Source organism: Haloglomus irregulare, assembly GCF_007421925.1.
In the GTDB taxonomy this organism is placed as follows: domain Archaea; phylum Halobacteriota; class Halobacteria; order Halobacteriales; family Haloarculaceae; genus Haloglomus; species Haloglomus irregulare.
This window is the reverse complement of the sequence record NZ_QMDX01000026.1, coordinates 1-25,522: the sequence shown is the minus strand read 5'-3', so window position 1 is coordinate 25,522 and position 25,522 is coordinate 1. Positions and strand designations below refer to the sequence as shown.

General features: G+C 70.5%; 16 protein-coding genes. 11 read left to right on the top strand and 5 right to left on the bottom strand.

The window, feature by feature from the left end; genetic code table 11:
• Positions 1–44 precede the first annotated feature (44 nt).
• From trmB to DP107_RS18345, 5 genes are all read left to right on the top strand, one after another.
• A complete protein-coding gene (gene trmB, locus DP107_RS18365) occupies positions 45–1,097 on the top strand; it encodes an HTH-type sugar sensing transcriptional regulator TrmB (RefSeq protein WP_144263552.1) in 1,053 nt (350 codons plus the stop codon).
• A 54-nt stretch (positions 1,098–1,151) separates the two neighbouring features.
• Positions 1,152–3,836 (top strand): phosphoenolpyruvate carboxylase, encoded by a 2,685-nt coding sequence (gene ppc / locus DP107_RS18360; RefSeq protein WP_144263551.1) that lies wholly within the window; start codon positions 1,152–1,154, stop codon positions 3,834–3,836.
• Positions 3,837–4,081: 245 nt separating this feature from the next.
• Positions 4,082–5,512 (top strand): aldehyde dehydrogenase family protein, encoded by a 1,431-nt coding sequence (locus tag DP107_RS18355; protein ID WP_144263550.1) that lies wholly within the window; start codon positions 4,082–4,084, stop codon positions 5,510–5,512.
• Positions 5,512–7,248, top strand: a complete 1,737-nt coding sequence (pyk, locus tag DP107_RS18350; RefSeq protein ID WP_144263549.1) for a pyruvate kinase — start codon at positions 5,512–5,514, stop codon at positions 7,246–7,248. Before DP107_RS18355 ends, pyk begins: the two co-directional genes overlap by 1 nt.
• Before the next feature lie 384 nt (positions 7,249–7,632).
• Entirely contained in the window at positions 7,633–8,133 is a 501-nt protein-coding gene (locus DP107_RS18345) for a hypothetical protein (protein WP_144263548.1), read from the top strand.
• 73 nt (positions 8,134–8,206) lie between these two features.
• Here the strand turns inward: DP107_RS18345 and DP107_RS18340 are convergent, their stop codons facing one another.
• Positions 8,207–9,967: a hypothetical protein gene (locus DP107_RS18340; RefSeq protein WP_144263547.1), complete on the bottom strand. Its 1,761-nt coding sequence runs from the start codon at positions 9,965–9,967 to the stop codon at positions 8,207–8,209.
• 475 nt (positions 9,968–10,442) lie between these two features.
• Between DP107_RS18340 and DP107_RS18335 the strand changes: the two genes are divergently transcribed.
• From DP107_RS18335 to DP107_RS18325, 3 genes are all read left to right on the top strand, one after another.
• Positions 10,443–12,938 (top strand): efflux RND transporter permease subunit, encoded by a 2,496-nt coding sequence (locus tag DP107_RS18335; RefSeq protein WP_144263546.1) that lies wholly within the window; start codon positions 10,443–10,445, stop codon positions 12,936–12,938.
• Positions 12,939–13,779: 841 nt separating this feature from the next.
• Complete coding sequence (locus DP107_RS18330; RefSeq protein WP_394348560.1) at positions 13,780–14,451, top strand: sensor domain-containing protein; 672 nt, start codon at positions 13,780–13,782, stop codon at positions 14,449–14,451.
• 384 nt (positions 14,452–14,835) lie between these two features.
• A complete protein-coding gene (locus DP107_RS18325; RefSeq protein WP_144263544.1) occupies positions 14,836–15,720 on the top strand; it encodes a DUF6498-containing protein in 885 nt (294 codons plus the stop codon).
• A gap of 435 nt (positions 15,721–16,155) precedes the next feature.
• Here DP107_RS18325 and DP107_RS18320 read toward each other — a convergent pair whose 3' ends face one another.
• The 4 genes from DP107_RS18320 to glpK form a co-directional block, all read right to left on the bottom strand.
• A complete protein-coding gene (locus tag DP107_RS18320) occupies positions 16,156–16,521 on the bottom strand; it encodes a methylglyoxal synthase (protein WP_144263543.1) in 366 nt (121 codons plus the stop codon).
• Positions 16,522–16,578: 57 nt separating this feature from the next.
• Positions 16,579–17,757 carry a Cdc6/Cdc18 family protein gene (locus DP107_RS18315; RefSeq protein ID WP_144263542.1) on the bottom strand — a complete coding sequence of 393 codons (1,179 nt, stop codon included), beginning with the start codon at positions 17,755–17,757 and terminating at the stop codon, positions 16,579–16,581.
• A gap of 207 nt (positions 17,758–17,964) precedes the next feature.
• Positions 17,965–19,071, bottom strand: coding sequence for a hypothetical protein (locus tag DP107_RS18310; RefSeq protein ID WP_144263541.1), 1,107 nt, complete (start codon positions 19,069–19,071; stop codon positions 17,965–17,967).
• Positions 19,072–19,074: 3 nt separating this feature from the next.
• Complete coding sequence (gene glpK / locus DP107_RS18305) at positions 19,075–20,619, bottom strand: glycerol kinase GlpK (RefSeq protein ID WP_144263540.1); 1,545 nt, start codon at positions 20,617–20,619, stop codon at positions 19,075–19,077.
• A gap of 264 nt (positions 20,620–20,883) precedes the next feature.
• Between glpK and glpA the strand changes: the two genes are divergently transcribed.
• From glpA to DP107_RS18290, 3 genes are read left to right on the top strand one after another with little or no spacing between them, the layout of a single operon-like run.
• On the top strand, positions 20,884–22,638 hold the full coding sequence (gene glpA, locus DP107_RS18300; protein ID WP_144263539.1) for an anaerobic glycerol-3-phosphate dehydrogenase subunit GlpA: 1,755 nt from the start codon (positions 20,884–20,886) through the stop codon (positions 22,636–22,638).
• Positions 22,629–23,999, top strand: coding sequence for a glycerol-3-phosphate dehydrogenase subunit GlpB (gene glpB / locus DP107_RS18295; RefSeq protein ID WP_144263538.1), 1,371 nt, complete (start codon positions 22,629–22,631; stop codon positions 23,997–23,999). The genes glpA and glpB overlap by 10 nt, the downstream gene beginning before the upstream one ends.
• The gene (locus DP107_RS18290; RefSeq protein WP_144263537.1) at positions 23,996–25,522 is read left to right on the top strand and encodes an anaerobic glycerol-3-phosphate dehydrogenase subunit C; all 1,527 of its coding nucleotides are present in this window, start codon (positions 23,996–23,998) and stop codon (positions 25,520–25,522) included. Before glpB ends, DP107_RS18290 begins: the two co-directional genes overlap by 4 nt.

Genomic DNA, 25,522 nt, shown 5'->3' with positions numbered 1-25,522 from the left:
GGAGGTGGGTAGGCTCTTTACCCGTCTGGCCTGTGGTGGTGAGCATGACCGACGACGACCTCCAGGGGACCCTCGCCGCGGTCGGCGCCCAGTTCGACTTCGGCGAGTACGAGATCGAGGCCTACGTCACGGTGCTGGAGCATGGCCAGTTGACCGCCTCGGAGATCGCCGAGCAGACGGACATCCCCCAGCCCCGCGTCTACGACACGGTTCGGAGCCTCGCGGAGAACGGGTTCGTCGAGATACGGGAGTCCCGGCCGATGCAGGTGCGGGCTATCGACCCGGAGGAGGCCTTCGGCGACGTCCGGACGACGCTCGAGGAGATGGTCGAGGCGCTCGAACGGCGCTACACCGCCCCGAGCCGCGGGGCGGAAGCCGTCTCGCTCATCAAGTCCCGGCGGACCATCCTCCGCTATCTGGCGGACGTCATCACGAGCGCGGAGTACGAACTGGTGGTGTCGCTGACGCCCGACCTGCTCGGCCGGTTCGAGGACGAGCTCCGGGAACGCCAGAGCGCGGGCGTCACCATCGACCTCCTGCTCGCGCCCTCGGAGTCGGTCCCCGACCCCGACGACTACGACTACTCGCAGGTCGCCACGACGGTCCGGAACCGCCGGGGGCGCACGACGCCCATCGCCGCGGTCGCCGACGGGGAGTACTCCGTCTACACTGCCCGGGAGGCCATCCAGAACGGCCGGGAGCGCTACGGCGTCATCTTCAACCGGTCGGAGCTGGGGTTTCTGGTCTCCGGCTTCCTCAACACCGTGGTCTGGGGGTCGGCGGCGACGCTGTTCGAGGGCGCCGAGGAGCGCCCGTTCCCGCGCCGGTACGCGTCCATCCGGCGCTGCATCCAGGAGCTGGGCGACGAGACGGGTGCCCTCCACGCCACCGTCCGCGGGCGCGACGTCCAGACGGGCGAGCGACGGACCGTCGCGGGCGAGGTCATCGACGTCGCGGCCAGCCACGACCAGGTGACCGCGTCGCTGACGCTCCGGACCGACGACGGCGAGGTCGACATCGGCGGCCAGGCCGCCGCGCTGGAGGACATCGAGGCGACCGAACTCGCCATCGACCGTGGGGCACCACCGGAGCTCTAGAATTTTACTCGTTCGGTAGTAAATTACTTGAGCGCGGGGGTGCCAGCCTCTGCCATGGCGCTACACGGCAGGGACGTCGAGACCGACGTCCACGACCTGGGAGCCGCACTGGGCGACGTGCTCGCCGAGCAGGCCTCCCCGGCCGCGTTCGACACCGTCGAGCGCGTCCGGACCGACGCGATCGCCCACCGGCGCGGGGACGGCCCGGCGGGGGCGGTCGGCGACTCGCTCGACGGGCTCGACCCCGCGACCCGCGAGGCCGTCGCCCGCGCGTTCACCACCTACTTCGAGCTCGTCAACCTCGCCGAGGAGCGCGAGCGGGTCCGGGCCATCCGGGAGCGGGCCGAGGGCGGGACCCTGGCCGACAGCGTCGCCGCGGCCGTCGAGGGGCTGGCCGCCGTCGACGCCGACGCGGGGACAGTCCAGCGGGTCCTCGACGACGTGCTCGTCCAGCCGACGTTCACCGCCCACCCGACGGAGGCCCGCCGGAAGACGGTGAAGGCGAAGCTCCGGGCGGTCGCCGGCCACCTGGAGACGCTCGACGAGCGCCGGCTGACCGACGGGGAGCGCGACCGCATCGACCGGGCACTGGAGGCCGAGCTGACGAGCCTCTGGCAGACCCCGCAGATACGGGACCGCCGGCCCACGGTCGACGACGAGGCCCGCAACGTCCAGTGGTACCTCGAGAACGTCCTCTTCGACGTGGTCGGCGATGTCTACGACGAACTGGAGCGGGTCCTCGACGAGGAGTACCCCTCGGTGACGGTGCCGAAGCTGTTCGAGTTCCGGTCCTGGGCCGGCAGCGACCGGGACGGCAACCCCCACGTCACGCCGGACGTGACCGCGCGAACCCTCGCCCGGCAGCGCCGGGTCGTGCTGGAGCGCTACCGGACCGAGCTGAAGCGGCTGTCGGGCGTCCTCAGCCAGGACACCGAGGAGCTCGGGACCGGCGAGCGGCTCGCGGCGAGCCTGGCGGCCGACGCCGAGCGGCTCCCCGCGGTCGCCGCGGACGCGGCCGAGCGGTACCCCGACGAGGGGTACCGTGCGAAGCTCCGGCTGATGCGCGAGCGCCTCGACCGGGTCGGCGGCGTCCGCGCGGGCGGCTACGGTGGCCCCGAGGAGCTCGTCGCCGACCTGGAGCTGCTGGTCGAGAGTCTGCGGGCCAACGGCGCCGGCGTCGTCGCCGACGTCCACGTCGCGCCGCTGGTCCGCCAGGTCGAGACGTTCGGCTTCACCCTGGCCACGCTGGACCTCCGGGACCACCGCGAGAACCACACGGAGACCGTGGCCGCCGTCCTCGACCGCGTCGGCGTCGACTACGCCGGCCAGTCCGAGGCCGAGCGCGTCGCGACGCTGACCGAGGCGGTCCTGCAGGACCGGCCGGTGGTCGACGTCGGCGACCACGCGGCGTTCGAGGGGACGACCGCGCGCGTGCTGGAGCGGTTCGACGCGCTGGCGGACTGGCACGCCGAGTACGGCGCCGAGGCCATCGACACCTACTGTATCAGCATGACCGAGGAGCCCAGCCACGTCCTCGAGGTGCTGTTCCTGGCCGATCAGGCCGGGGTCGTCGACCTGCCGGGCTACGCCGGCCTCGACGTGGTGCCGCTGCTGGAGACCGAGTCCGCGCTGTCGGGCGCCGAGCGGATCATGGGGACGCTGTTCGAGAACGAGGCGTACGCGGCCGCCGTCGAGGCCCGCGACGGCGTCCAGGAGATCATGCTGGGCTACTCCGACTCCAACAAGGAGAACGGCTTCCTCGCGGCCAACTGGTCGCTGTACGAGAACCAGAAACGGCTGGGGGGTATCTGCGAGGCCCACGACGTCACGCTGCGGCTGTTCCACGGCCGCGGGGGGTCCATCTCCCGGGGCGGCGGCCCGATGCACGAGGCGCTGCTCGCGCTCCCCCCGGAGACGGTCAACGGGCAGGTCAAGTTCACCGAGCAGGGCGAGGCCATCGCCGAGAAGTACGCCAACCCCGACATCGCGGGGCGGAACCTCGAACAGATGCTGAACGCCCAGATACGGGCCCGCCACCGCGCGCTCGGCGGGGGCGACGGCGCCGTCCCCGCGGCCTGGAGCGACGCGCTGGGGACGGCCGCCGGTGCCGCCCGCGGCGCCTACCGGGACCTCCTCGAGACGGAGGGGTTCGTCTCGTACTTCGAGTCGGCCACCCCCATCCGCGTCATCGAGGACCTCAACCTCGGCTCGCGGCCGGCCTCCCGCTCGGGCGAACGGACCGTCGAGGACCTCCGGGCCATCCCGTGGGTCTTCTCGTGGACCCAGGCCCGCTGCATCCTCCCCGGCTGGTACGGGCTCGGCACCGGGCTCGAGACCTATCTCGGCGACGGTGGCGACATCGGGACGGTCCGGGAGATGTACCACGAGTGGCCGTTCTTCCGGACGATGCTGGACCGTGCGGCGATGGCACTGGCCAAGACCGACCTCGACATCGCCGCGGAGTACGCCACCCTGGCCGACGAACGTGACCGCTTCTTCCCGCGCATCGAGGCCGAGTACGACCGCTGTGTCGACCTGGTCGAGCGCATCACCGACCGCGACCGACTCCCGGCCCGGCAGTGGCTCCGGGCGAAGCTCGACCGGCGCAACCCCTACGTCGACCCCCTGAACCATCTCCAGGTCCGGCTGCTCGACCGCACGGACCGCTCGGACCGGGAGGAACGGACCCTCCGGCTGACGGTGAAGGGTATCGCGGCGGGGTTGAAGTCGACCGGGTAGTCCCGTTATTCGTGCTCCCGTCCGAGTTATTCGGGGTTCTCGTCCGGAACCTCAGGTATTGTGACGCTACCGAGCGTTCGACCCGGTTACCGGAGCGGCCACCCTGGGTGGCGCGCCGGCGTGACCCGGGCCCGTTCGACAGCCCGGTCGTTCGGCGGAACGACGACGGTGACGGCGCCGGTACGGGTCTATATATTATTCTAATTCGAGTAAAAGCTTTGTAGCAGTGGGCTCACTGGGACGGTATGGCAGTGAATCAGGCACCGAACCGTGGGGAGCTGTACATCGGCGGGTCGTGGACCCCGGCGTCGGGGGAGCTGGAGGTGGACGACCTCGCCGAGGGCGGGACGTTCGCCCGGGTCGGGGCGGCGACGCCCGCCGACGCCGAGGCCGCGCTCGCGGCCGCCCACGGGGCCGCGATGCGCGAGACGACGGTCGTCCAGCGCGCGGAGTGGGCGCTGGCGATCGCGGACGGCATCGAGGCGCGGGCCGACGACCTCGCGGAGGTCATCGTCCGGGAGGCGGGCAAGCCGATCAGCAGCGCCCGCGGCGAGGTCGACGCGGCCGCGGAGCGGTTCCGCCGCGCGGCCGAGGAGGCCCGCTCGCTGGACGGGGACTACGTCGAGGGCACCACCGACAGCCACGAGGGCTGGCGCGCGGTCGTCCGGCCCGAGCCCGTCGGGACCGTTCTCTGTATCACCCCGTACAACTACCCCCTCTCGACGACGGCACTGCAGGTCGCGCCGGCGCTGGCCGCGGGCAACGCGGTCATCCTGAAGCCGGCGAGCAAGACCCCCGTCAGCGGCGCGCTCCTCGCCGACATCATCGTCGAGGCCGCGCCCGACCTCCCGGACGGCGCGCTCGGCTTCGTCCCCGGCCGCGCGAGCGATATCGGCGACGTCCTCGCGGGCGACGACCGGCTCGACGCCATCGCGATGACCGGCTCGTCGGGCGCCGGCAAGCACGTCGCCGAGGTCAGCGGCATGGTCCAGCTCCACATGGAACTGGGCGGCAACGCACCGGCGCTCGTCTTCCCGGACGCCGACCTCGAGGCGGCCACCGAGGCGGCCACTGCGGGCTCGCTGAAGTACGCCGGCCAGCGCTGCTCGGCCGTCTCACGCGTGCTCGCACACGAGGCCGTCCACGACGAGCTGGTCGAGCGCGTCGACGCGGCGATGGACGGCTGGTCGCAGGGGGACCTGTTCGACCCCGACACCGCGCTCGGGCCGCTCATCTCGGAGTCGCAGGCCGACTGGGTCGAGGAGCTGATCGACGACGCCGTCGGGAAGGGCGCCACGCTCGTCCGCGGCGGCGACCGGGACGGCCGGTTCGTCGAGCCCGCGCTGCTGGCGGACGTGCCCCACGACGCCCGCATCGTCCACGAGGAGCAGTTCGGCCCGGTGGTCGCCGTCACGAGCGTTGCCGACGAGACCGCGGCGCTCGAACTGGCCAACGGCGGCGACCTCGGGCTGGACGCGGCCGTCTTCACCGCCGACTACGACCGCGCCATGCGCGTCGCCGACCGGCTCGAGGCCGGCGGCGTCCGCATCAACGGCGCCCCGAGCCACGGGCTCGGCGACATCCCCTTCGGCGGCGTGAATGACTCGGGCATCGGTCGCGAGGGGATCGGCTACACCATCGAGGCCTTCGTCACCACGAAGAGCATCGTCCTCTGATGCCCCGAGCCAAGGTGGTCTGTACGCTGGGTCCCGCCTCCGAGGACCGCGAGACGGTCGCGGACCTCGTCCGGGCCGGGATGTCCGTCGCCCGGCTGAACGCCAGCCACGGGACGACCGAGGGCCGCGCGGCGCTCATCGAGCGGGTCCGCGACGTGAGCGAGCGCCTCGGCGAACCGGTGGCGACGATGCTCGACGTCCCCGGCCCGGAGATCCGCACGGCCCCGCTGGAGGCGCCCGTGGAACTCCCGACCGGCGCCGAGTACCGGCTCGAACCGGGCGAGACCGTCGACGGCGACAGCGTTGGGCTCTCGGGCTCCATCGCCGCGGCCGCACCCGGCGACCGCGTCCTGCTCGACGACGGCCGCATCGAGACGACCGTCGAGCGCGTCGCGGGCGACACCGTCGTCGTCCGCGTCGACTCCGGCGGCGAGCTCGGCGGCCGCAAAGGGGTCAACGTCCCCGGCGTCGACCTCGGCCTGGAGTTCGTCACCGAGGCCGACCGCGCGGAGCTCCGGCTCGCCGCCGAGGCGGACGTGGCATACGTCGCCACGAGCTTCGTCGGGTCGGCCGACGACGTCTACGCGGTCGACGCGGTCCTGGAGTCGCTCGGCGCCGACATCCCCGTCGTCGCGAAGATCGAGCGGGCCGACGCCGTCGAGAACCTCCAGGGCATCCTCGAGGCCGCGGACGGCGTGATGGTCGCCCGCGGCGACCTCGGCGTGGAGTGCCCGCTGGAGCAGGTGCCGCTCATCCAGAAGCGCGTCATCCGCGAGGCCCGGCGGGCTGGCATCCCGGTCATCACCGCGACGGAGATGCTGGACTCGATGGTACATTCCCGGCGCCCGACCCGTGCGGAGGCCTCCGACGTCGCCAACGCCGTCCTCGACGGCACGGACGCGGTGATGCTCTCCGGCGAGACCGCGGTCGGCGACCACCCGGTTCGGGTCGTCGAGACGATGGCCCGCATCGTCGACGACGTTGAGGCCAGCGAGGACTACGCCGAGTCCCGGGAACAGCGCGTCCCGCCCGCCGGCGACAGCCGGACCGACGCCATCGCCCGCTCGGCCCGCTATCTCGCCCGCGACGTGGACGCCAGCGCCGTCGTCACCGTCACGGAGTCGGGCTACACCGCCGGCAAGGTCGCCAAATACCGCCCCGCGGTGCCCGTGGTCGCCGTCACCCCCGACGAGCGCGTCCGCCAGCGGCTCGCGCTCCCCTGGGGTATCACCCCCCGGCACCTCCCGTTCCCCGAGGGCGGGGCCACCGAGCTCATCGAGGGCGCGGCGACCGCCGCCATCGACGCGGGCGTCGCCGAGAGCGGCGACACCGTCGTCGTCCTCGCCGGGATGATGACCGACCTGGAGGGCGCCAACACGACGAACACCCTGAAGGTCCACCTCGCGGCCGAGGTCCTCGCCAGCGGCCGCGGCGTCCGGACCGGCCGCGCCGCCGGCCCGGTCGTCCACTCGGCCGACGGGGACCTCACGGGCATCCCCGACGGCGCGGTACTGGTCCTCCCCGAGGCCTTCGACGGCGAGCTCGGCGGTGACCTGTCGGCGGTCGGCGCCGTCGTCGCCGCCGACCGCGGCATGACCAGCTACGCGGCGATGGTCGCCCGGGAGCTGGGCGTGCCGATGGTCGGTGGCGTCGACGTCGACGCCACCGACGGCACCGTCGTCACCGTCGACGGCGATCGCGGCGTCGTCTACGAGTCCGAAGTCGCCGAGCGCTGAGCGCCTCGGTGCGGACATAAGAGCCGTTCGGTCGGCCGGCGAACGCCCGGCTTATTCGTTCGAATCCACGAGGACAACGTACCGAATGGGAGACTCCTCCGCGGAACCGCCGGTTTCACCCTACGCGAGGGATACCGCCCCGGGACCACATCCCGGGGAACGGGCGACGTGCGAACTCTGCCAGCGCACGCGGCGCTGTTTCGAGGCGTACGGGTTCGTCGCGTGTGAGGGCTGTCAGCACGAGTTGCTCCCGGAGGGCGGCGTGCTGTGAGCGAACCGACACGCGGGGAGCGACGCCCGTGATGTGGCGGTTCGCTGACCGAGCGGTAACCGTTTGGGTCGGAGGCGACACGGCTGATCATGCGCTGAGCCCTCCTCGCGGGGATGGCCGCGCTGTCGGGTTGCGGCGATCGGTCGGGTGGCGGGACGGACGAGTCGACGCCGACCGCGACTGACACGACGGCGAGCGCCACGCGGACGGCCGGGGACCCGGCGGCCGACGCGTCGACATCGGCGGACGGTCCGACACCGGCCGTCGCGGAGGTCGAGTTCGACGCCAGCCTCGCCGAGAGCGCCGAGGAGTGTGGGCTCACCTGCCGGAGGATGTCGTACAGTATCACCAACCGCGGGGCGGGAACGGCCGAGGACGTGATGGTCGGAGTCAGCGTGTCGACCGGCGGCGAACAGGTGTACGAGACCACACAGTCGGTCGGCGATATCGGTGCCCGGGACCGGAGGACGGGCATCACAGCGGACGTCGACCCGGGACTCGGCGGCGGCCGGAAGATCCGGGACAACGACGGGCGCGTGACGGTGGTGCTGGTGCCACGGGCCGCGGGCGGCGTCGGGACGGCCGTCGGGTTCGAGCGTCGGACCGACACGTAGTCGGTACCACGTCGTCGGCGCGATGACCGTGGTCGGTATCAGCGGGGGCCGACAGTACGGGCGTCCCCGGGGGTCACAGGGCGACGAGACAGTCGACTATCTGACGTCGGGTGGGCTCCGAGACGGCACCGCCAACGGTGGCGAGCCGGATCAGTGGAGCTAACGCCGATAGAACGGCGGCATCGACGGTGAGGAACTGGTCGGAGACCGTCAGGGAGTCGTCGTCGAGTGCCGGAAGCAGGCCACAGCCGGCCTCCGCCGCGAGGACGACCGCCGACCCCGGCTCGAACCATTCGTGTGCCTTCGCCAGTGCCGTGTCGTGGCGGCCGCCGTCGAGGAGCTGCTTCACCCGGCAGAGCTGGCGATGGGAGGCGACCCCGGCCCGCAGCTCGTCGTCGCTGGTTTCGACCCCGTCGTAGCGGTCAAGCGCGTCCTCGAAGTCACCCCGTCGTTCCGCCGTGCGGGCCGCGGCGATGGTTTCGATGGTGTCGAGATCGTGCAGGCGAATCGACCGCTGCGGGGCTGCTGTGGCCGCTTCACGAGCCTGCTCGGCTGCCCAGGCGACCTCTTCGTACGCCGTCTCGGCGAAGGCACGGTGTGCCTGAGCCTCGTATTCCCGGCAGCGATGCGTGTGGAGCGTGCCCGTGACTGTCGACTCGACATCCGCCGGCGAGACCTGCCGGTCCGCGGCGAGGGTCGTCGGCTCGAGCCGCTCGAAGAGCCGCTGTGCACTGATATGGAGCTGGTGACGACTCGCCCAGTCATCGGTCGCGTGTGCGGCGTGTCTGAACGCCTTGCTGAGGTACTTCACGAACCGCTCGACGCTGACCGGTTCGACCGCGGCGGCTGCCCGGGCGTACTCGTCGGCGACGGTCTCCCACTGTGGCTGTGGGACGCCCGCCCGGTCGGTCAGCCAACGGCCCCCACCCGCTTCGATGGCGCTGGCGAGGTGCCGATACGACCTCACGTAGGTCGCACGGTCGGACCGCTCCGGAGACGGGGTGACGGTGTCGAGCAGCCGGAGGTGACGCTGCGCCAGCAGTAGGTCCGCCCTGCTGACGTCCTGGTCCCCGTGGCGGTACCCCTCGACGGCGTCCGTAGCCGTCAGGTAGAGGTACTCGCGAAACGTCTCGACCGACGGTGACGCGTGGAGCGCCGCTTCCCAGAGACGTCGTTTATCGGGGTCGGCGAACGACCGCTTTCGGGCCGCCGCGCGATACTCCGCCGCGGTCTCACCCGCGGTCGGCGCCTCCGGTTCCGGGACGACATCGAGGTATGCTGACAGCGCCCGTTCCAACCGAGCCACGGGCGTATCGGCCGCAAGGACCGCCTCGGAGAGCCACGCACGGGCGACGTATTCGACGGCCGCGTGCTCGTTCGCTGGGACCGCCGAGAGCAGTCGGTCGAGCGTCTCCCGACGCTCGACCGGCTCCTCAGCGTCGTCGTAGAGGTACTCGACCGTCGTCCGGACCGCCGACGCCAGCGGCGGAACGGCGACGTCCAGACGCTCGAACGTCCGGCGTCGCTGCTCCAGTTGCTCGAGTGTCGACGCCGCGTACGCACGCCCTCGCGGACTCGTACCGAGAGCCATGTTCTTCAGACTCCGGTCGAGGCGTTCCTCCAGGCGGTCCCGGATCGCCTCGGTCGGCCCGCGGTCCAGGAACACCTGGCGTAGTTCGACGTACTCCTCGAACGACAGTGACTCCTGTGCGCTCCCCCGGAGCGCCGAATAGAAACTGATCTCGTCACTGTAGTTCGCGGCGAACGGTTCGTATAAACTGGGATCAGCGACCAGTGCCGCAGCCTGATCCGCGGGCTCACTCGAGGAGGACATCCGGTTGTCCTCGTTTGGGCGCCCGCGATTATCTGCGCTTCGTCCGGCGGCCGTCACGGACCACGAGGCACCGCCCGATCTTCGCGTTGGCCGCCGGACGCTGGCCGTGGGAAGCCACCCGGCTACCCCGGCGGTCAGCACGACCGCCGGGCTCTCGAACGACACGGCGGACGACCCCTCCGATTCGACCCCGCCAGCAGTGAGGAGCGTCCGGACGGCCCTGTTGCTCCGTTCGCGTCGCCGTCCCGAACGCGTGGGGTCGAATCCGACGGTTCGGCGGGCCCGGGCGGAGCGTCCGCGGCCGTCCCGGAGACGCCCGAGGGGGACGTCGTACGGTCGACCTCGGTGGGTCCGGGCAGGGCTCGGTCGACTCCCCCCCGTGCGACGAGCCATCATGACAGAACGTTCAGTACTAGTGTGCCCGGGCCGTTGGATAGGTATGACCGTTCGCCGAGGCGCTGTACGTCTATCATAGATGGGGGTCGACTGGCTGATCGACCGTATCGACGCGGCTGTCGTCTCGCGGCCCAAGAGCGTTATCCTCGTGTTTCTGCTCCTCACGGGAGTGTTCCTCACCGGGATCGGGTCGATTTCGACTGAAAGCGGACAACAGCAGTTCATCGAGGATCTGCCGTCGTTCCAGGCGGTCGAGGATATCAACCAGGAGTTCGGCACGACGTTCCCCACGGAGACGACGAGCACGACGATAGTTCAGGAGTCGTCCAACGTTCTCGCGAAGCCGGCGTTGCTCGACATGTTGAAGACGAGAGAGCGGATTCTGGCGTCGTCATCGCTCCGCGCCACGTCCGTCTCGACGCCTGCGACGACCGTCGCGACGACCCTTGACCCGTCCGCAACGACTCCGGCGGCACAGTACCGGGCAGTCGAGCGGGCGACGCCGGCCGAAATCGCGACCGCAGTGCGGGAGGCCGCGGACGAACCCGGCTTCACCAACGGTCTCAGCGACGATTTCAACGGAGCGTCGGCGTCGGCGTCGGCAAGCAGGGGAACCGTCACACACCGTGCCGGGCCGGGGGCGGGTGCAGGTGGTGGGCCGGGCGGCGGGTCGGAGTTCCCCCCCGACCGGGTCGAACGCATCGACGCACTCGTACAGGACGACGCTAGTAACGTCTGGGTGCAGGGGACGCCGCCGGACACGACCGGGACGACCACTGCGGTCGTGTTGCCCGCGGCCCTCGTGCTCATCGTCCTGTTTCTGGTGATCGCGTACCGCGATCCGGTCGATATCGGTATCGGACTGCTCGCGATCGTGATGACGCTGATCTGGACGTTCGGGTTCATCGGACTCGCCGGGATCCCGTTCGCGGTCCTGCTGATAGCCGTCCCACCGATCCTGATCGCGATCGGAATCGACTTCGGCATCCACTCGATCAATCGCTATCGCGAGGAGCGCGTCCGGGGGCGCAGCATCGACGACGCGATGTCGCTGACGACGGGCCAGGTCACGGTCGCGTTCGCGATCGTCACTGGGACCTCGACGGTCGGGTTCCTTTCGAACGTCGCGAGCGCGTTCCCACCGACCCGTGATTTCGGCCTCGTTGCTGCCGTGGGTATCGTGTTCACCTTCCTGATCTTCGGGACGTTCGTCCCCGCGGTGAAGGTGTTCGTCGACCGCGCTCGCCAGCGGTATCCGATCCCGACCGTGGCGACGACACCGTTGGGGTCGGAGTCGTCGCCGCTGGGTCGGATCCTGTCGACCGGCGTCATCGTCGCAAAGCGCGGTCCCGTCGTCTTCCTGCTCCTCGCTGCGCTTCTGACCGCGGGCGGGGGGGTGTACGCGACCGGTGTCGACACGGGGTTCAGTCCCGACGACTTCCAGCCAGCGGAGGAGACGCCGGCGTATCTGCAGGTGCTTCCGGAGTCGATCCGCCCTCCGGAGCGGTTCGAGTACGTCCGCATCGACAACTTCGTCGACCGCAACTTCGGCGAAAGCGGGCGGGTGCTGATGTACGTCGAGGGACGGTTGACACGGGATACGGCACTCGAACAGATGCACCGCGCGAGCCAGTCCCCACCCGGGACGTTCCGGGCGACCGGACGGCTGGCCGAGCGTCAGAGCGTCGTGACCCTCATCCAGTCCCGGGCGGAACGCGACCCGGAGTTCAGAGCGCTCGTCGAGCGTAACGACCGCAACGGCAACGGGGTTCCCGACGACAATCTGCCGGCTGTCTACGACGCACTCTCCGAATCGCCGAACAGCGAAATCGACCGTTTCATCGCGTCCGATCGTCGGAGCGCACAGGTAATCTACACCGTAGACGGCGAGGCCGATGATGAGGTCGTTACCGACGACGCATACCGGATTGCGACGGCGTTCCGCGTCTCCGCACAGCCGACCGGCAGCCCCGTCATCTTCGACGAGGCCATCTCGCTCGTGCTCGAGTCGGTGATCGTTTCGCTCGTTCTGACACTCGTCGGCTCGAGTGCGTTCCTGATCATCGCGTACTGGACCATCGAAGGGCAGCCCTCGTTGGGGGTCATCAATGTGGTCCCGATCCTCGTGACGGTCGTCGCCGTGGTCGCGTCGATGCGCGCACTGGATATCGCGTTCAATGCCATCAACGGGACGATTCTTGCGATCGCTGTCGGTATCGGCATCGACTATGCGGTCCATGTCGTCCACCGGTTCGCCGACGAGTACCGCGAGCGGTCGCTGTACCCGGCGCTCACGCGGACCGTCGTCGGCACTGGGGGGGCACTGACCGGTAGTATGCTGACGACGGTCTTCGGCATCGGCGTGCTGGCGTTAGCGCTGAACCCGGCCTTAGGTGTCTTCGGCGTTCTGATCTCACTGAGCGTGCTGTACGCGTATCTGTCGTCGGTCTTCCTCCTCCCCTCCCTGTTGGTCCTCTGGGAACGGTACGCGACCGAGACGGACACCGTGGTCCCGACCATCGACACTGCGGCCGATGTCATGACGGGGCGGCGTTCCCCATCCGAGGACGACTGACGACCGCGATACTCCCGCAGTCGTGTATCCGCTACCGGTATCCCATCCGTCCTGAACGGCTCGGCCGTCGGTATTCGAGCAGACCCCGGGGCCGGGATCGTGTGCCGTACCCGTGCCGAACCGGGCCATCGACCCACGGAGGGTGCGACGTCGCTGGAGTCGGCGGGGCGTGCGACGGGCCCGGATACGACACGTCGGAGCGCGTCTCTGCTCGTCCAGGTCTCGACCGTTTCGGGAACGATAGTCACGGGGACCGTCGCGTCTCTGACGACGGCAACGCCGGCGTGACCGACGGAGCTCTGCCAGTTGGGTCTCCTGTCGCCGGCCGATCACGATGTGGTCGATATCTACCCCCTTCTGTCACGTCCACGAGCTGCGTACCGGTCGCCGTCCCGGACCGAAGTCGACGTCTGTCGGGATCCTCGAGCGTGACTTCCGCTCGGACATCGGTCTCCGAGACGACGGAGCACGCCATCGCGGAAACTCCGCCCGTCCACCGGGGCCGTCCTGCTCGTTGTGATGTGGGCAACGGTCAGTTCCGCGTCCATCGCTCCTGCGAACCGGGCTGCCTCTTGGACGGCCGCTTCGAACCGGTCATCGTCGCCGATAGCCATCGGGAGAGCCATACTAGTTGTTGGCCTGAACCCCGATATCAGGTTGCCCCACGTCGACGGTCGCCACGACCCGCCGGAGTTGCCACCGGGGACGGCGTGCGCCAGCCGGGGGCGGCCGATGAGTCGGGGGGAGACGGGCGAAGATGTGCCCCGGCTCCGGGTCCACGTGTGCACGTGTGACCTACCGCCGGCACCTGCCGTTTAGTATCGGGCCCGTCAACAGTTGGATGATGCCCTCCATAGCCGGTCGTCAACCCACGCTTCGGGGCAGTATCGCAGCCGTGTTCGGACCAGTACGCTCTCGCCGGACCTACGCGAACCTGGTATACCTCGTCCTCGCCGTCCCGCTCACGATGGTGTACTGGTCCCTGTTCGGCTTCGGCATGCTGTTCGGGACGCTCCTCTCGGTCGTGCTTGTGGGGGTCCTCATCCTGGCCGTGATGCTCCTCATGGTGCGGGCGCTCGCGGGGCTGGAACGGTGGCTGGCGAACGCCCTGCTCGCCGTCTCACTGGAGGCGCCCAACGACCTCACCGACAGTGGCGAAGCCGGCGGCCTCCGGGGGTACGTCGATGCGGCGAGCACGTGGCGAGGGTTCGGCTTCCTGCTGCTGAAGATGTTCCTCGGGATCGTGGGTGTCATGCTCGCTTACGGGTTGATACAGGGAGTGACGCTACTCTCGGCGGTGGTGCGCCGTCCGCTGGATATCAGCTTCGGCGAGGTGAACGGTGAGCCCGTGGTCTGGACGGTCGAAACGGTCCCCGAGACGGCTCTGGCGATGGGCGCCGGCGCGGGTCTCGTCCTGTTCGTGCTGCATCTGGCCAACGGGTTCGGGTACGTTGCCGAGCGGATGGCGCTGGCGCTACTGGGGACGCCGGCGGAGGGGTCCGCTATCGACTGAGGCTTCGCCCGGAACCGTCACCCCCCACGACGTCGGTCGGAACGCGTTGGGAGCGGCTGCCGGGCCCGATACGTCCGACCGGGAGGAGGGGCCGGCGCACACGCGGGCGGTCATCGGTGGCAGGGCCGGCAGCGGTCCGTCACCCGGCCCGTGCCGAGCGGATCGACCCGAGTCATCGCCGCAGCACCCGCGCTCACCTCGGATCGGTCCGTCGCGTCGTGGAACCCGTCCCGGGCGGTCGTCGCCGCGTCGTTCGAGCGCACTCGGTGTCGGCGGAGAGGGCTCGCTGGGGCACCCCGTCACGCCGGCTCGCGTCGGGTCCGGATCCCCCGTCGTGTCGCGTACGGAACCGTCATGAGACCGGGGCGATTATCCCTCGCTCGAATGGCCCCGTCGGTCACCCGGCGCCGCGCGAACCGGACGTGGCTCACGCTGACGCTCGCCCTCGGGTCGAACGCGGTTCCCGTGGTAGGGGTCGTCTCCCTGGGGTGGGGCGCGGCCGAGGTCCTGGTTCTGTACTGGATCGAGATCGTCGTGATGATCGCTGCCTACAGCGTGGCGGCGCTGTTCGCGAAACAGCCGGTCGTGTTGGAGGACCGCGAGTTCTACATCGTCGGGTACGGGAGACACGAGGAGGTCGACGAGGACCGCTGGAGCGACGGGCCGGAACCAGTCGGCTGGATGGACGGCGTACTCCCGGACGCGATCGGGTCGCGTCTCCCCCCCATCTATCGGCGGAACGTCCCCGTCGTCGGGCGGTCGCTGGCCGTCGCGCTGTTCCTCGCGGTGCTGTGGGCGTATCTGAGCGACATCGTCTCGAACCCGGTGGCCGCCCTCGGCTCACCGGCAGTCGTACTCGGGTCGTTCGGGGTCTGCGTGGCGCAGGTGGCCGAGCTCCGGCGGGGGTACTTCGCGCCGAACACGTACGAGGACTGGTCGGCGTACATGACCGTCGAAGCCGCACAGCGGGTCCTCGCGTTCTACATCGCGCTCGGTGTGGTCGTGGTCCCCGTGGTCATCATCGGCCTGTTGCTGCTCGGACTGCTGTTCGAACCGGTTCTGGCCGGGGTCGTCGCCCCCGACTCGACCGGTGGGTCGGCCGGAGTCGACCTGTCGGTTCTGGCTCCGGTAGTCGTGTTCTCGGCGGGGAAGGCGATAGTCGACTGGTCCCGCCGGACCGTCGGGATACGGGCCGATGCGGACGGGGTCGTGGGCCTGTTCACTCCGGAGAACCCACGCCCCCGCGAGTGGGAACGGGAGCGTGAGTAGATCCCGAGCCCCGCTCGGGGAGGCCGGATACCGTCCCAGGGGGCGGGCCATAGGCCGGATGCTACCCGATATCCGGCAGTGGCTTCGAGTGCGTCGGGCGATCTTCCCTCGAAGAGCGGAACCCGTGCTCCTGGGGGATGTTCGCCCCCGAACGCGGTCGTCGTTCTGTCCGGGGGTAGCACGCGTCCCACACTCGGCACGGTCGGGACCGGACCGCTCCCGAGCACCTCGACAGGGAGCCGCGCCTGCTGTCACCCCGCATCGACGCCGGCGGCGCGGCCCGATATAATAGACGAACAGTAGACAGAGCACTGTTCGATGGCGATATATCTCTATCGAACCAGAGATATCAGATATATACCGGTATTTGAACAGTTAAGCGCTCCGGGGCTCCACCGCTCGAGCGGGCGGCAGTGGCGGCGTGTGGCCTCCCGGTCAGCACAGCACTCCCTCGACCAGCGCTACCGCGCTCGCGACGTTCGTCGCCAGCGGGACCCCGTGGACGTCACAGATGCGCAACAGCGCGGAGACGTCCGGCTCGTGGGGCTGGGCGGTCATCGGGTCCCGGAAGAAGACGACCGCTCCGCAGTCCCCGGTCGCGACCTGCGACCCGATCATCAGGTCGCCGCCGAGCGGGCCCGAGAGCAGCGGCCGGACCTCGACGTCGGTCTCGTCGTTCAGCCGGCTCCCCGTGGTCCCCGTGGCGATGCAGTCGTGGTCGCGGAGGGTCCCGTCGTGGGCGTTCACGAACTCGATCATGTCGGGCTTCTTCTGGTCGTGGGCGATGAGTGCAACGCGCATGGATGGTGGTTCCGTGAGGGGTCGCTGTCGTGGGCTCGATACGGGTCGGCCGTCGGCTCAGCCGTGTTCCAGATCGTACAGTCGGCGGAACACAAGCGTCGGGAAGCGGGGTTCCAGGCGGCTGGGCGGCCGTCCGGCGGTGGTGGTGGTCGAGACCGTCACCCGCTGTATCACGCCGATCTCGGCGAGTTCGTAGAGGACTCGCTTGATGGTGCCCGGCGAGAGGTCGACGCCGCGGCTCTCGCTGATGGCCTCGGCGGCGGCGTCGACCGACCCGAGCTCGGTCTCGTTGAGGTCGAGCAGCCGCCGGAGCACCAGCTGCCGGTTGTCCGGCAGGGTGTGGACCCGACCGAGCGCGGCCGCGGGCCGTGGCACCGCGTTCATCCCGTCGGTCAGGTTCTGCTCGCGGATGCGGTCGTAGCCGGCCATGTCGGCCATGTCGGCCGCGCCGAACAGCGCCGCCAGCGCGTCGTGGGCGTTCCCCTCGGCCCAGTCGGCGAGCCGGCGGAGCTGCTCGTGGCCGATCGCCTGCTCCGACAGCCCGTCGGAGGCCCGGGCTGTCAGCAGGTCGGCGAGCGCGTGGCGCTCGTACGGGGGGATCTCGATGCGCTCGGGCGGGAGCAGTTCGGCCGCGACGTCGTCCGGCGGGTCCCGGCCGACCGCGATACAGGCGAGCGAATCCTCGACGACGGCGAACGTCTCCGCCAGCGTGGCCAGGTCGAGCCCGCCGGGCTCGTCGACGTGGTCCACCACGACCACCGCACCGCGCTTGATCGGGCGGAGGTGGTCGACGAGCCGGGACCGGATGGTCTCCGTGCCGACCCCCTGTCGCGGGACGGACTCGTCGAGAACTCCGTCGAGCACGGCGTGATAGAGACCGAACGGGGAGTCCGAGCGGCGGGCGTCGACGTAGACGAACGCCGGCGTCTCGGTGCTCTGGGCCCGCGTGCTCGTGTGGATGACGGCCGCGGATCCGGAGAGGAGCCGGGACATGTGGGCGACCAGCGCCGTGGCGACCGCCGACTTCCCCGACCCCGCCGGTCCCCAGACGTACGCGTCGGTCGGCAGGTCGCCCCTGAAGACGGGGTCGAGGTAGTCGAGCAGCCGCTCCATGGCCGGGCCCCGCCCCGTCGGCTCCTCGACGTGGGCCACCGGACTGACGGCCTCGTAGTCGCGGACGACCGGGGAGTCGGCGCCGGAGCGCTGCCGGCGGCGGATCCGTGTCTTCAGGTCCATCGTCTCATCGTTGCGAGGGGTGTGCTATCCGGGGGTAACGGGATGCGGGACAAAACGGTCACGTTTCCCACGCCGCCCGGTCGGCGCCGGCCGGGAGCCGGTCGGCTACGCGCGACGGGGGCGGACGTGGGGCGTGCCGGTGGGCGGTGCGAGTACATGTTGCAACCAGAAGGGGGAGCCGGGGCGGCGTTGGTCGAGGGCGGGGCGCTAGAACCCGAGGTATCCCCCGTTGGGGAGGACGTTGAACAGGTAGAGGATCCCGACGATGACCATCGTGATGGCGATGGCCATCGCCGGCGGGTCCACGTGCGTGCCGGAGTGGGAGTAGAAGATCCGCTGGGTGAGCTCACCCATGAGGCCGCTGAACGCGCCGAACGCGGCGGCGGCCAGGATGGCGACGACCTCGCTCCCGAACATCGGCATCGCCAGCACCGCCCCCACCGAGCCCATCAGGGTGATGTGGTGGGTGACCGGGATCTTCTCGACGCCGAGCTGCAGGAACAGCAGGCTCATCGCCGAGATGGCGTAGCCCATGAAGACGCTCCCCGTGCGGAGCCAGATGAAGCCCGCCAGGATGCCGCCGACGACGCCGATGGCGGTGACACCGGACCACTTGTACTGGTGGGGGAGCCACGGCTCGGTCGCCAGGCGTTCCTGGGCGACGCCGCCATCGGTAGCCGTCTCACCGCCGTCCGTCGCCGTCCGCATCTCCTCGCGCTCGAACGGCGACATGTCGAGGAATCCCGACCCGCCGGGCTTCCCGACGACGGGGTAGCCGAAGGCGACGCGGGCCAGGAAGGCCGTCGCGACGACCGACAGCGCGATGCCGTCCGTCGGGACCGCGGCGCCCAGCCCGATGGCGACCCGGGCGATGAGCATCCCGACGACGCCGAAGACCGCCCCGACGGCGAGGATATCCGGCTTGGTGCCGAACGCGTACAGGATGTTCTTCCCGAAGTGGTAGTCCCAGTCGTCGGGCTCCATCTCGGGGTACTTCATGCCGGCGTAGGCCGAGGCCGCGACACCGCCCGCGAAGGCGATATGCGGCCCGGTGATGGGCCCGAAGCCGATGGTCCCGGTGACGCCGGCGGCGAACTCACCCGGCTCGACCCCGGGGACCGCGCCGCCGACCGCCCGCCGGAGGATGGCGAGCCCCTCGCCCAGGAAGACCAGGAAGCCCGTGAAGATGAACGCGGGCAGCGCGCCGATGGCTGCGCCGAACGCGCCCCCGGCCAGCGCCGCGATGACGAGGACGATGAACGCCTCGAGCCCCAGCCCGATGAGCGGAACCGTCTGCAGGATGGCGTCGAACATGGTCTACTCACCCCCCTCGTCCTGGGCCCAGTCGAGCGACCGCTCGACGGCGTCGTCCCAGCGGGCGTACATCTCGTTGGCCCTCGGCCGGTCCATCCGGGGCGAGAACTGGCGGTCGACCTGCCAGTTCTCCCGGAGCTCGTCGGTATCGTCCCAGTAGCCGACCGCCAGCCCGGCGGCGTACGCCGAGCCCAGCGCGGTGGTCTCGTCGACCACTGGGCGGGCGATGTCCGTCCCGATGATATCGGACTGGAGCTGACAGAGGAAGTTGTTCTTGACCGCGCCGCCGTCGACGCGCAGGGTGCTCATCTCGATGTCGGAGTCGGCCTCCATCGCCTCCGCGAGGTCGCGGGTCTGGTAGGCGATCGACTCCAGGGTCGCCCGGACGAGATGCTCGCGCCGCGTGCCGCGGGTCATCCCGACGATGGTCCCGCGCGCGCGGCCGTCCCAGTGGGGGGCCCCGAGCCCGGTGAACGCGGGCACGACGTAGACGCCATCCGTCGACTCGACCGACCGCGCGAGTTCGGCGGTCTCGGTCGGGTCGTCGACGAGGTCGACGTCCTCCAGCCACTCGATGGCGGCACCCGCCACGAAGATGGAGCCCTCCAGGGCGTACTGGACCGGCTCCCCGGACCGCTGGAAGCCGACCGTCGTCAGCAGGCCGTGGTCGGACCGAACCGGCTCCTCCCCGGTGTTCATCAGGAAGAACGCGCCCGTCCCGTAGGTGTTCTTCGCGTCGCCCTCGTCGAAGCAGGTCTGACCGAACAGCGCGGCCTGCTGGTCGCCCAGCGCGCCCGCCACGGGCACCTCGGCCCCCAGGAACCCCTCGGGGTCGGTGTGGCCGTAGTAGTCGTCGTCGCTGGATGGCCGGACCTCCGGCAGCAGCTGGACGGGGACGTTGAACTCGTCGAGCAGTTCGTCGTCCCACTCCATCTCCCGGATGTTGTACAGCATCGTCCGGGAGGCGTTGGTCACGTCCGTGACGTGCCGGCCCGTGAGCTTGTAGATGAGCCACGAGTCGATGGTCCCCATCCGGAGCTGGCCGTCCTCCGCGCGGTCGCGGATGTCCTGGGGACGGACCCGTTCGAGCTTAATGGGGTCGGCGTTGTCCAGCAGCCACTCGGCCTTGGTCGCCGAGAAGTAGGCGTCACATTCGAGCCCGGTCTTCTCGCGGATCCACTCGACCTTGTCGGCCGCCTGGAGCTCCTCGACACGGGCGGTGGTCCGGCGGTCCTGCCAGACCAGTGCGTTGTAGATCGGTGTGCCGGTCTCGGCGTCCCAGATGACCGTAGTCTCGCGCTGATTCGTGATACCGAGCCCCGCGAGCTGCCCCGGGTCGAGCCCGCCCTCGCGCAGCGCACGGCTGACGACCGTCTTCGTGTTCTCCCAGATCTCCATCGGGTCGTGCTCGACCCAGCCGGGTTCCGGGTAAATCTGCTCGTGTTTCTCGTATGCGTTGGCGACGACCTGGCCCGCATGGTCGAAGATCATGAACCGGGTTCCCGTCGTCCCCTGATCTATCGCGCCGACGTACGTGTTTTCTGGCATTGGTTTGCTCCTCCGTTGTAGGGGCCCTACCGCCTGCCCTCCTACCCACCGTTATTTTACTACTGGTGGGCCACCGATAGTCGATATCTGTGCGGGGGCACATAAACATTGTGCAGGGTGTTATCAAACACCCGGTTATAGTCGGGGTCAGCGGCCAGTTCTCGGGCGGGCATACGCACGCGACAGTCGCCGAGCGGTATCGTTACTGGCAGAACGCATCCAGAGATAAGAATAAGTCCCCCCGTCCACAACGGGGGGCAAAGGATGTCCCGCACGACAGAGGCCCTCGTCGTCGGCGGTGGCTCGACGGGCTGTGGCATCGCGAGGGATCTCGCGATGCGCGGCGTCGACGTGACGCTCGTGGAGAAGGGGAACCTCACCCACGGCACGACCGGGCGGATGCACGGGCTGCTCCACAGCGGCGGGCGCTACGCGGTGTCCGACCAGGCGAGCGCCACGGAGTGCATCGAGGAGAACGTCGTGCTCCGGGAGATCGCGACCCACTGCGTCGAGGAGACCGGCGGGCTGTTCGTGAAGCGCCCGGAGGACTCCGAATCGTACTTCCAGGAGAAGCTCGAGGGGTGTCGCGCCTGTGAGATCCCCGCCGAGGTACTGTCCGGCGCCGAGGCCCGCGAGCGCGAACCGTACCTCGCCACCGACGTCGAGAAGGCCATCGCCGTCCCGGACGCGGCCATCGACCCGTTCCGGCTCTGCGTCGCCAACGCCGCCAGCGCCGAGAACTACGGCGGCGAGGTCATCACCCACGCCGAGGTGACGGACGTGCTCGTCGAGGCCGGCGAGGTCGTCGGCGTCGAGGTCCGCCACGGTGAGGGGGGCCGCGGCGACGTCACCCCGGGCCCGACCGAGCGCATCACGGCCGACCACGTCGTCAACGCGACCGGCGCGTGGGCCGGCCAGCTCGGCGCCATGGCCGGCGTCGACGTCGAGGTCCGCCCCTCGAAGGGCGTGATGACCGTGATGAACACCCGGCAGGTCGACACCGTCGTCAACCGCTGCCAGCCGAAGGGCGACGCCGACATCGTCGTCCCCCACGAGACCGCCTGCATCCTCGGGACGACCGACGAGGAGGTCGACGACCCCGAGGACTACCCGGAGGAGCGCTGGGAGGTCGACCTGATGGTCGAGGAGCTGGCCGAACTGGTGCCCGTTCTCCGGGAGGCCCGGACCCTCCGCTCGTTCTGGGGCGTCCGGCCGCTGTACGAGCCCCCGGGCACGGGAACGGAGGACCCCACCGACATCACGCGGGACTTCTTCCTGCTCGACCACGCCGACCGGGACGGCCTCCCCGGCATGACCAGCATCGTCGGCGGGAAGCTCACCACCTACCGGATGATGGCCGAGGACATCGCGGACCACGTCTGCGGGAAGCTCGGCGTCCGGGCGAGCTGTCGGACCGCCGACGAGCCCCTGCCCGGGAGCGAGGACATCGGCGACCTCCACGCGGTGATGGACGAGTTCGGCCTCCGGTCGCCGGTCAGCCGGCGGTCGGCCCAGCGGCTCGGCTCCAGGGCCGGCGAGGTCCTCGATACGGACGGCCCGAACCCGACCGTCTGCGAGTGCGAGGCCGTCACCCGCGCCGAGGTCCGCGACGCCATCGACGAGGCCGGGCGCGACCTCAACGCCGTCCGGCTGCGGACCCGGGCCGGGATGGGCACCTGCCAGGGCGGCTTCTGCTGTCACCGGATGGCCGCCGAACTCGAGCCCGGCTTCGACGCCGACACCGCCCGCGAGGCGCTGGACGAACTGTACCAGGAGCGCTGGAAGGGCCAGCGCCACGCGCTCTGGGGCGAGCAGCTCTCACAGGCGATGCTGAACCACATGCTCCACGCCACGACGATGAACCGCGACGGCGACCCCGCGCGACTGGACGGGGAGGTCGCGTTCGACGAGTTCGACACCGGCACCGACGCCGGCGGGGCGGACCGGCGAGCGGTCGGCGAGTCGCCGGTCGCGGACGGGGGGCGGACGGGCGACGAGGAGGGGTCCGGATGGCCATAACCAGCGACGTCATCGTCGTCGGAGGCGGGCTCGCGGGCGTCACGGCGGCGCTATCGGCCGCGGGGGCGGGCGTCGACGTGCGGCTGATCTCGCACAAGCAGTCCACGCTCGCGCAGGCCTCCGGCCTGGTCGACGCGCTGGGCTACGTTCCGCACGTCCGGGCGGACGCCGGCGAGGACCCGACGGCCACGCCGACGGCGGGCCGGACCGGCGTCCGTGACCGCCCCGACCCGGAGGGGCCGCTTCCGGACCCGTTCGCGGCCATCGACCGGCTCCCGGCGGACCACCCGTACCGGCTGGTCGGCGCCGACGCGCTCCGCGAGGGGCTGGCGCTGTTCGACGAGACGGTCCCGGGCTACCGGGGCGCCCACACCGACCGGAACGCGCTGCTGCCGACGTTCGGCGGGACGGTGAAGCCGACCGCGCGCTACCCGGACGCGGCCGCGGCGGGCCTGGCCAGCGACGACCGGCCGATGCTGGTGGTCGGCTTCCGCTCGCTCTCCGGCTTCGACGCCCGTCAGGTCGCCGACCACCTCGACGCCGCCGGGGTCCCGTTCCCGGTCGCCGGCGCGGAGGTCGCGTTCCCGGCGGCGTTCCGCGACGACGCGAAGGTCACCCGGTTCGCCCGGGCGCTGGACCACGACGAACCGGTCGGTGGGACGCCCGCCCGGCGGGCGCTGACCGAGACCGTGAAACCGCACCTCGACGCCGTCGAGGCCGGCGCCGAGCGGGTCGGCTTCCCCGCCTTCCTCGGCGACGACGCGGCGCCCGAGGTGCGGGCCGACGTCGCGGACCGGCTCGGGGCCGACGTGTTCGAGATACCGATGGGCCCGCCCAGCCTCCCGGGGCTGCGACTGGTCGACCGGCTGTACGAGGCGCTGGACGAGGCGGGCGTCCGGTACGAGACCGGCGTCCCGGTCGTCGGCCGCGACCTCGCCGGCGGCGGCGACGCGACCGGCCGCGTCGAGCGCCTCCGCGTCGACCGGAAGGGGACGGCGGTGCCGTACGCCGCCGACGCGGTGGTCCTCGCGACGGGCGGGCTGGTGGGCAAGGGTATCGACTCGGACCGGGACGGCGTCCGCGAGCCCGTCCTGGGCTGTCACGTCCCGCAGCCCGAGGAGCGCTACGAGTGGTACGTCGACGACGCGTTCGGCGACCAGCCGTACGCCCGGTTCGGCGTCCGGGCCGACGACGAGCTCCGGCCGCTCGGCCCCGACGGCGGGGTCCAGTACCCCAACGTCCACGTCGCCGGCGCGACGCTTGGCGGCGCCGATGTCGCCCGCGAGAAGTCCGCCAGCGGGGTCTCGCTCGCGACCGGCCTCGTCGCCGGACGAACCGCGGCCGCGGAGGTGACCCAATGACCGACGGACACGACCACGACGGCGACCCGAGCGACGACCGAACCCCCGGCGTCCCGCGGCTGGGCCGCGACGAACAGCCGGCCGTCTACGGCCCGGACTACGACGACGCGGCCGAGCGCCCGGTCGACCCCGTCTCTCGGGCCGACTGCCCCACGGAGGCCGCGGGCGAGCCCGTGGCCGACGGCGGCGAATCCGCCGGCGGGGCCCCGTCCGGCCTGCAGGCCGACGGCGGCACCGCGGCGACGGGCGGCGACGACCTCGACCCCGCGAACTACGACGCCGTCGACGTCTTCGACGGCGGCGCCCTCGACCTGCGGGACGGGTCGGACTCCTGCTACAAATGCACCTCCTGTGACACCTCCTGCCCGGTCGCGGAGGTGGACGACTCGTTCCCCGGTCCGAAGTTCCAGGGGCCCGAACAGTGGCGGCTCAAGCGCAAGGAGGACCACGACATCGACGCGTCCATCACGGACTGCTCGAACTGCATGCGCTGTGACGACGCCTGCCCCTCCTCCGTGCCGCTGTCCCAGATGCACAACGAGGCCCGCGGCGAGTTCGTCGCCGAGCAGATGGCGAAGCTCTCGACGGAGTACGTCCGCAACCGCATCCTCTCGAACTACCGCTTCTTCGCGGCCATCGCGAGCAAGACGCCCCGGCTGGCCAACTTCGTCACCGGGCTAGGCGTGACCAAGTGGGTCGGCGAGAAGCTACTCGGTATCACGAGCGAGCGGGAGTTCCCCGACTTCGCCCAGCAGACGTTCCGCGAGTGGTGGCGCGACCGGGGCGGCGCCCGGGTGGAGAACCCGGACGAGCGGGTCGCCTACTTCCACGGCTGCTACTCCAACTACAACACGCCCGAGGTCGGGAAGGCGATGGTCCGGGTGTACGAGTCGTTCGGCTACGAGGTCATGGTCCCACCCCAGAAGTGCTCGGGGACGCCGATGTTCGCCAACGGGATGCTGGACGACGCGCGGCGCCACGCCGAGACGAACGTCGAGAGCCTCGTCGCCGCCATCGGCGACGGCGCCGACATCATCGCCTCCTGCACCTCCTGCTCGCTGTCGCTGCGCCAGGAGTACCCCGAACTGTTCGACCTCCACGGCATCGACGACGTCGCCGAGCACACCTTCGAGGCGCTGGAGTACCTCCGCATCCACGAGGACATAGACGCCGCACTCGCGGACGCGGACGTCGACGAGCGGGCGTTCGCCTACCACGCGCCGTGTCACGCCCGCAACCAGGGGCTCGCCCGGCAGGCCATCGAGGCGTTCGACGCGGTCGAGGACGTCACCGTCGAGGACGTGGGCGACTCCTGCTCGGGCATCTCGGGGACCTACGGCTGGAAGGCCGAGAAGTACGACTACTCGATGGAGATCGGCGCGGAGATGTTCGAGCACATGGAGGCCGCCGAGGGCGAGGTCGGCATGACCGAGTGCCCCACCTGCGCGATGCAGATGGAGCACGGCACCGGCTACGAGGTCCAGCACCCGCTCCAACTGCTGGAGGCGGCGCTCGTGGACTGA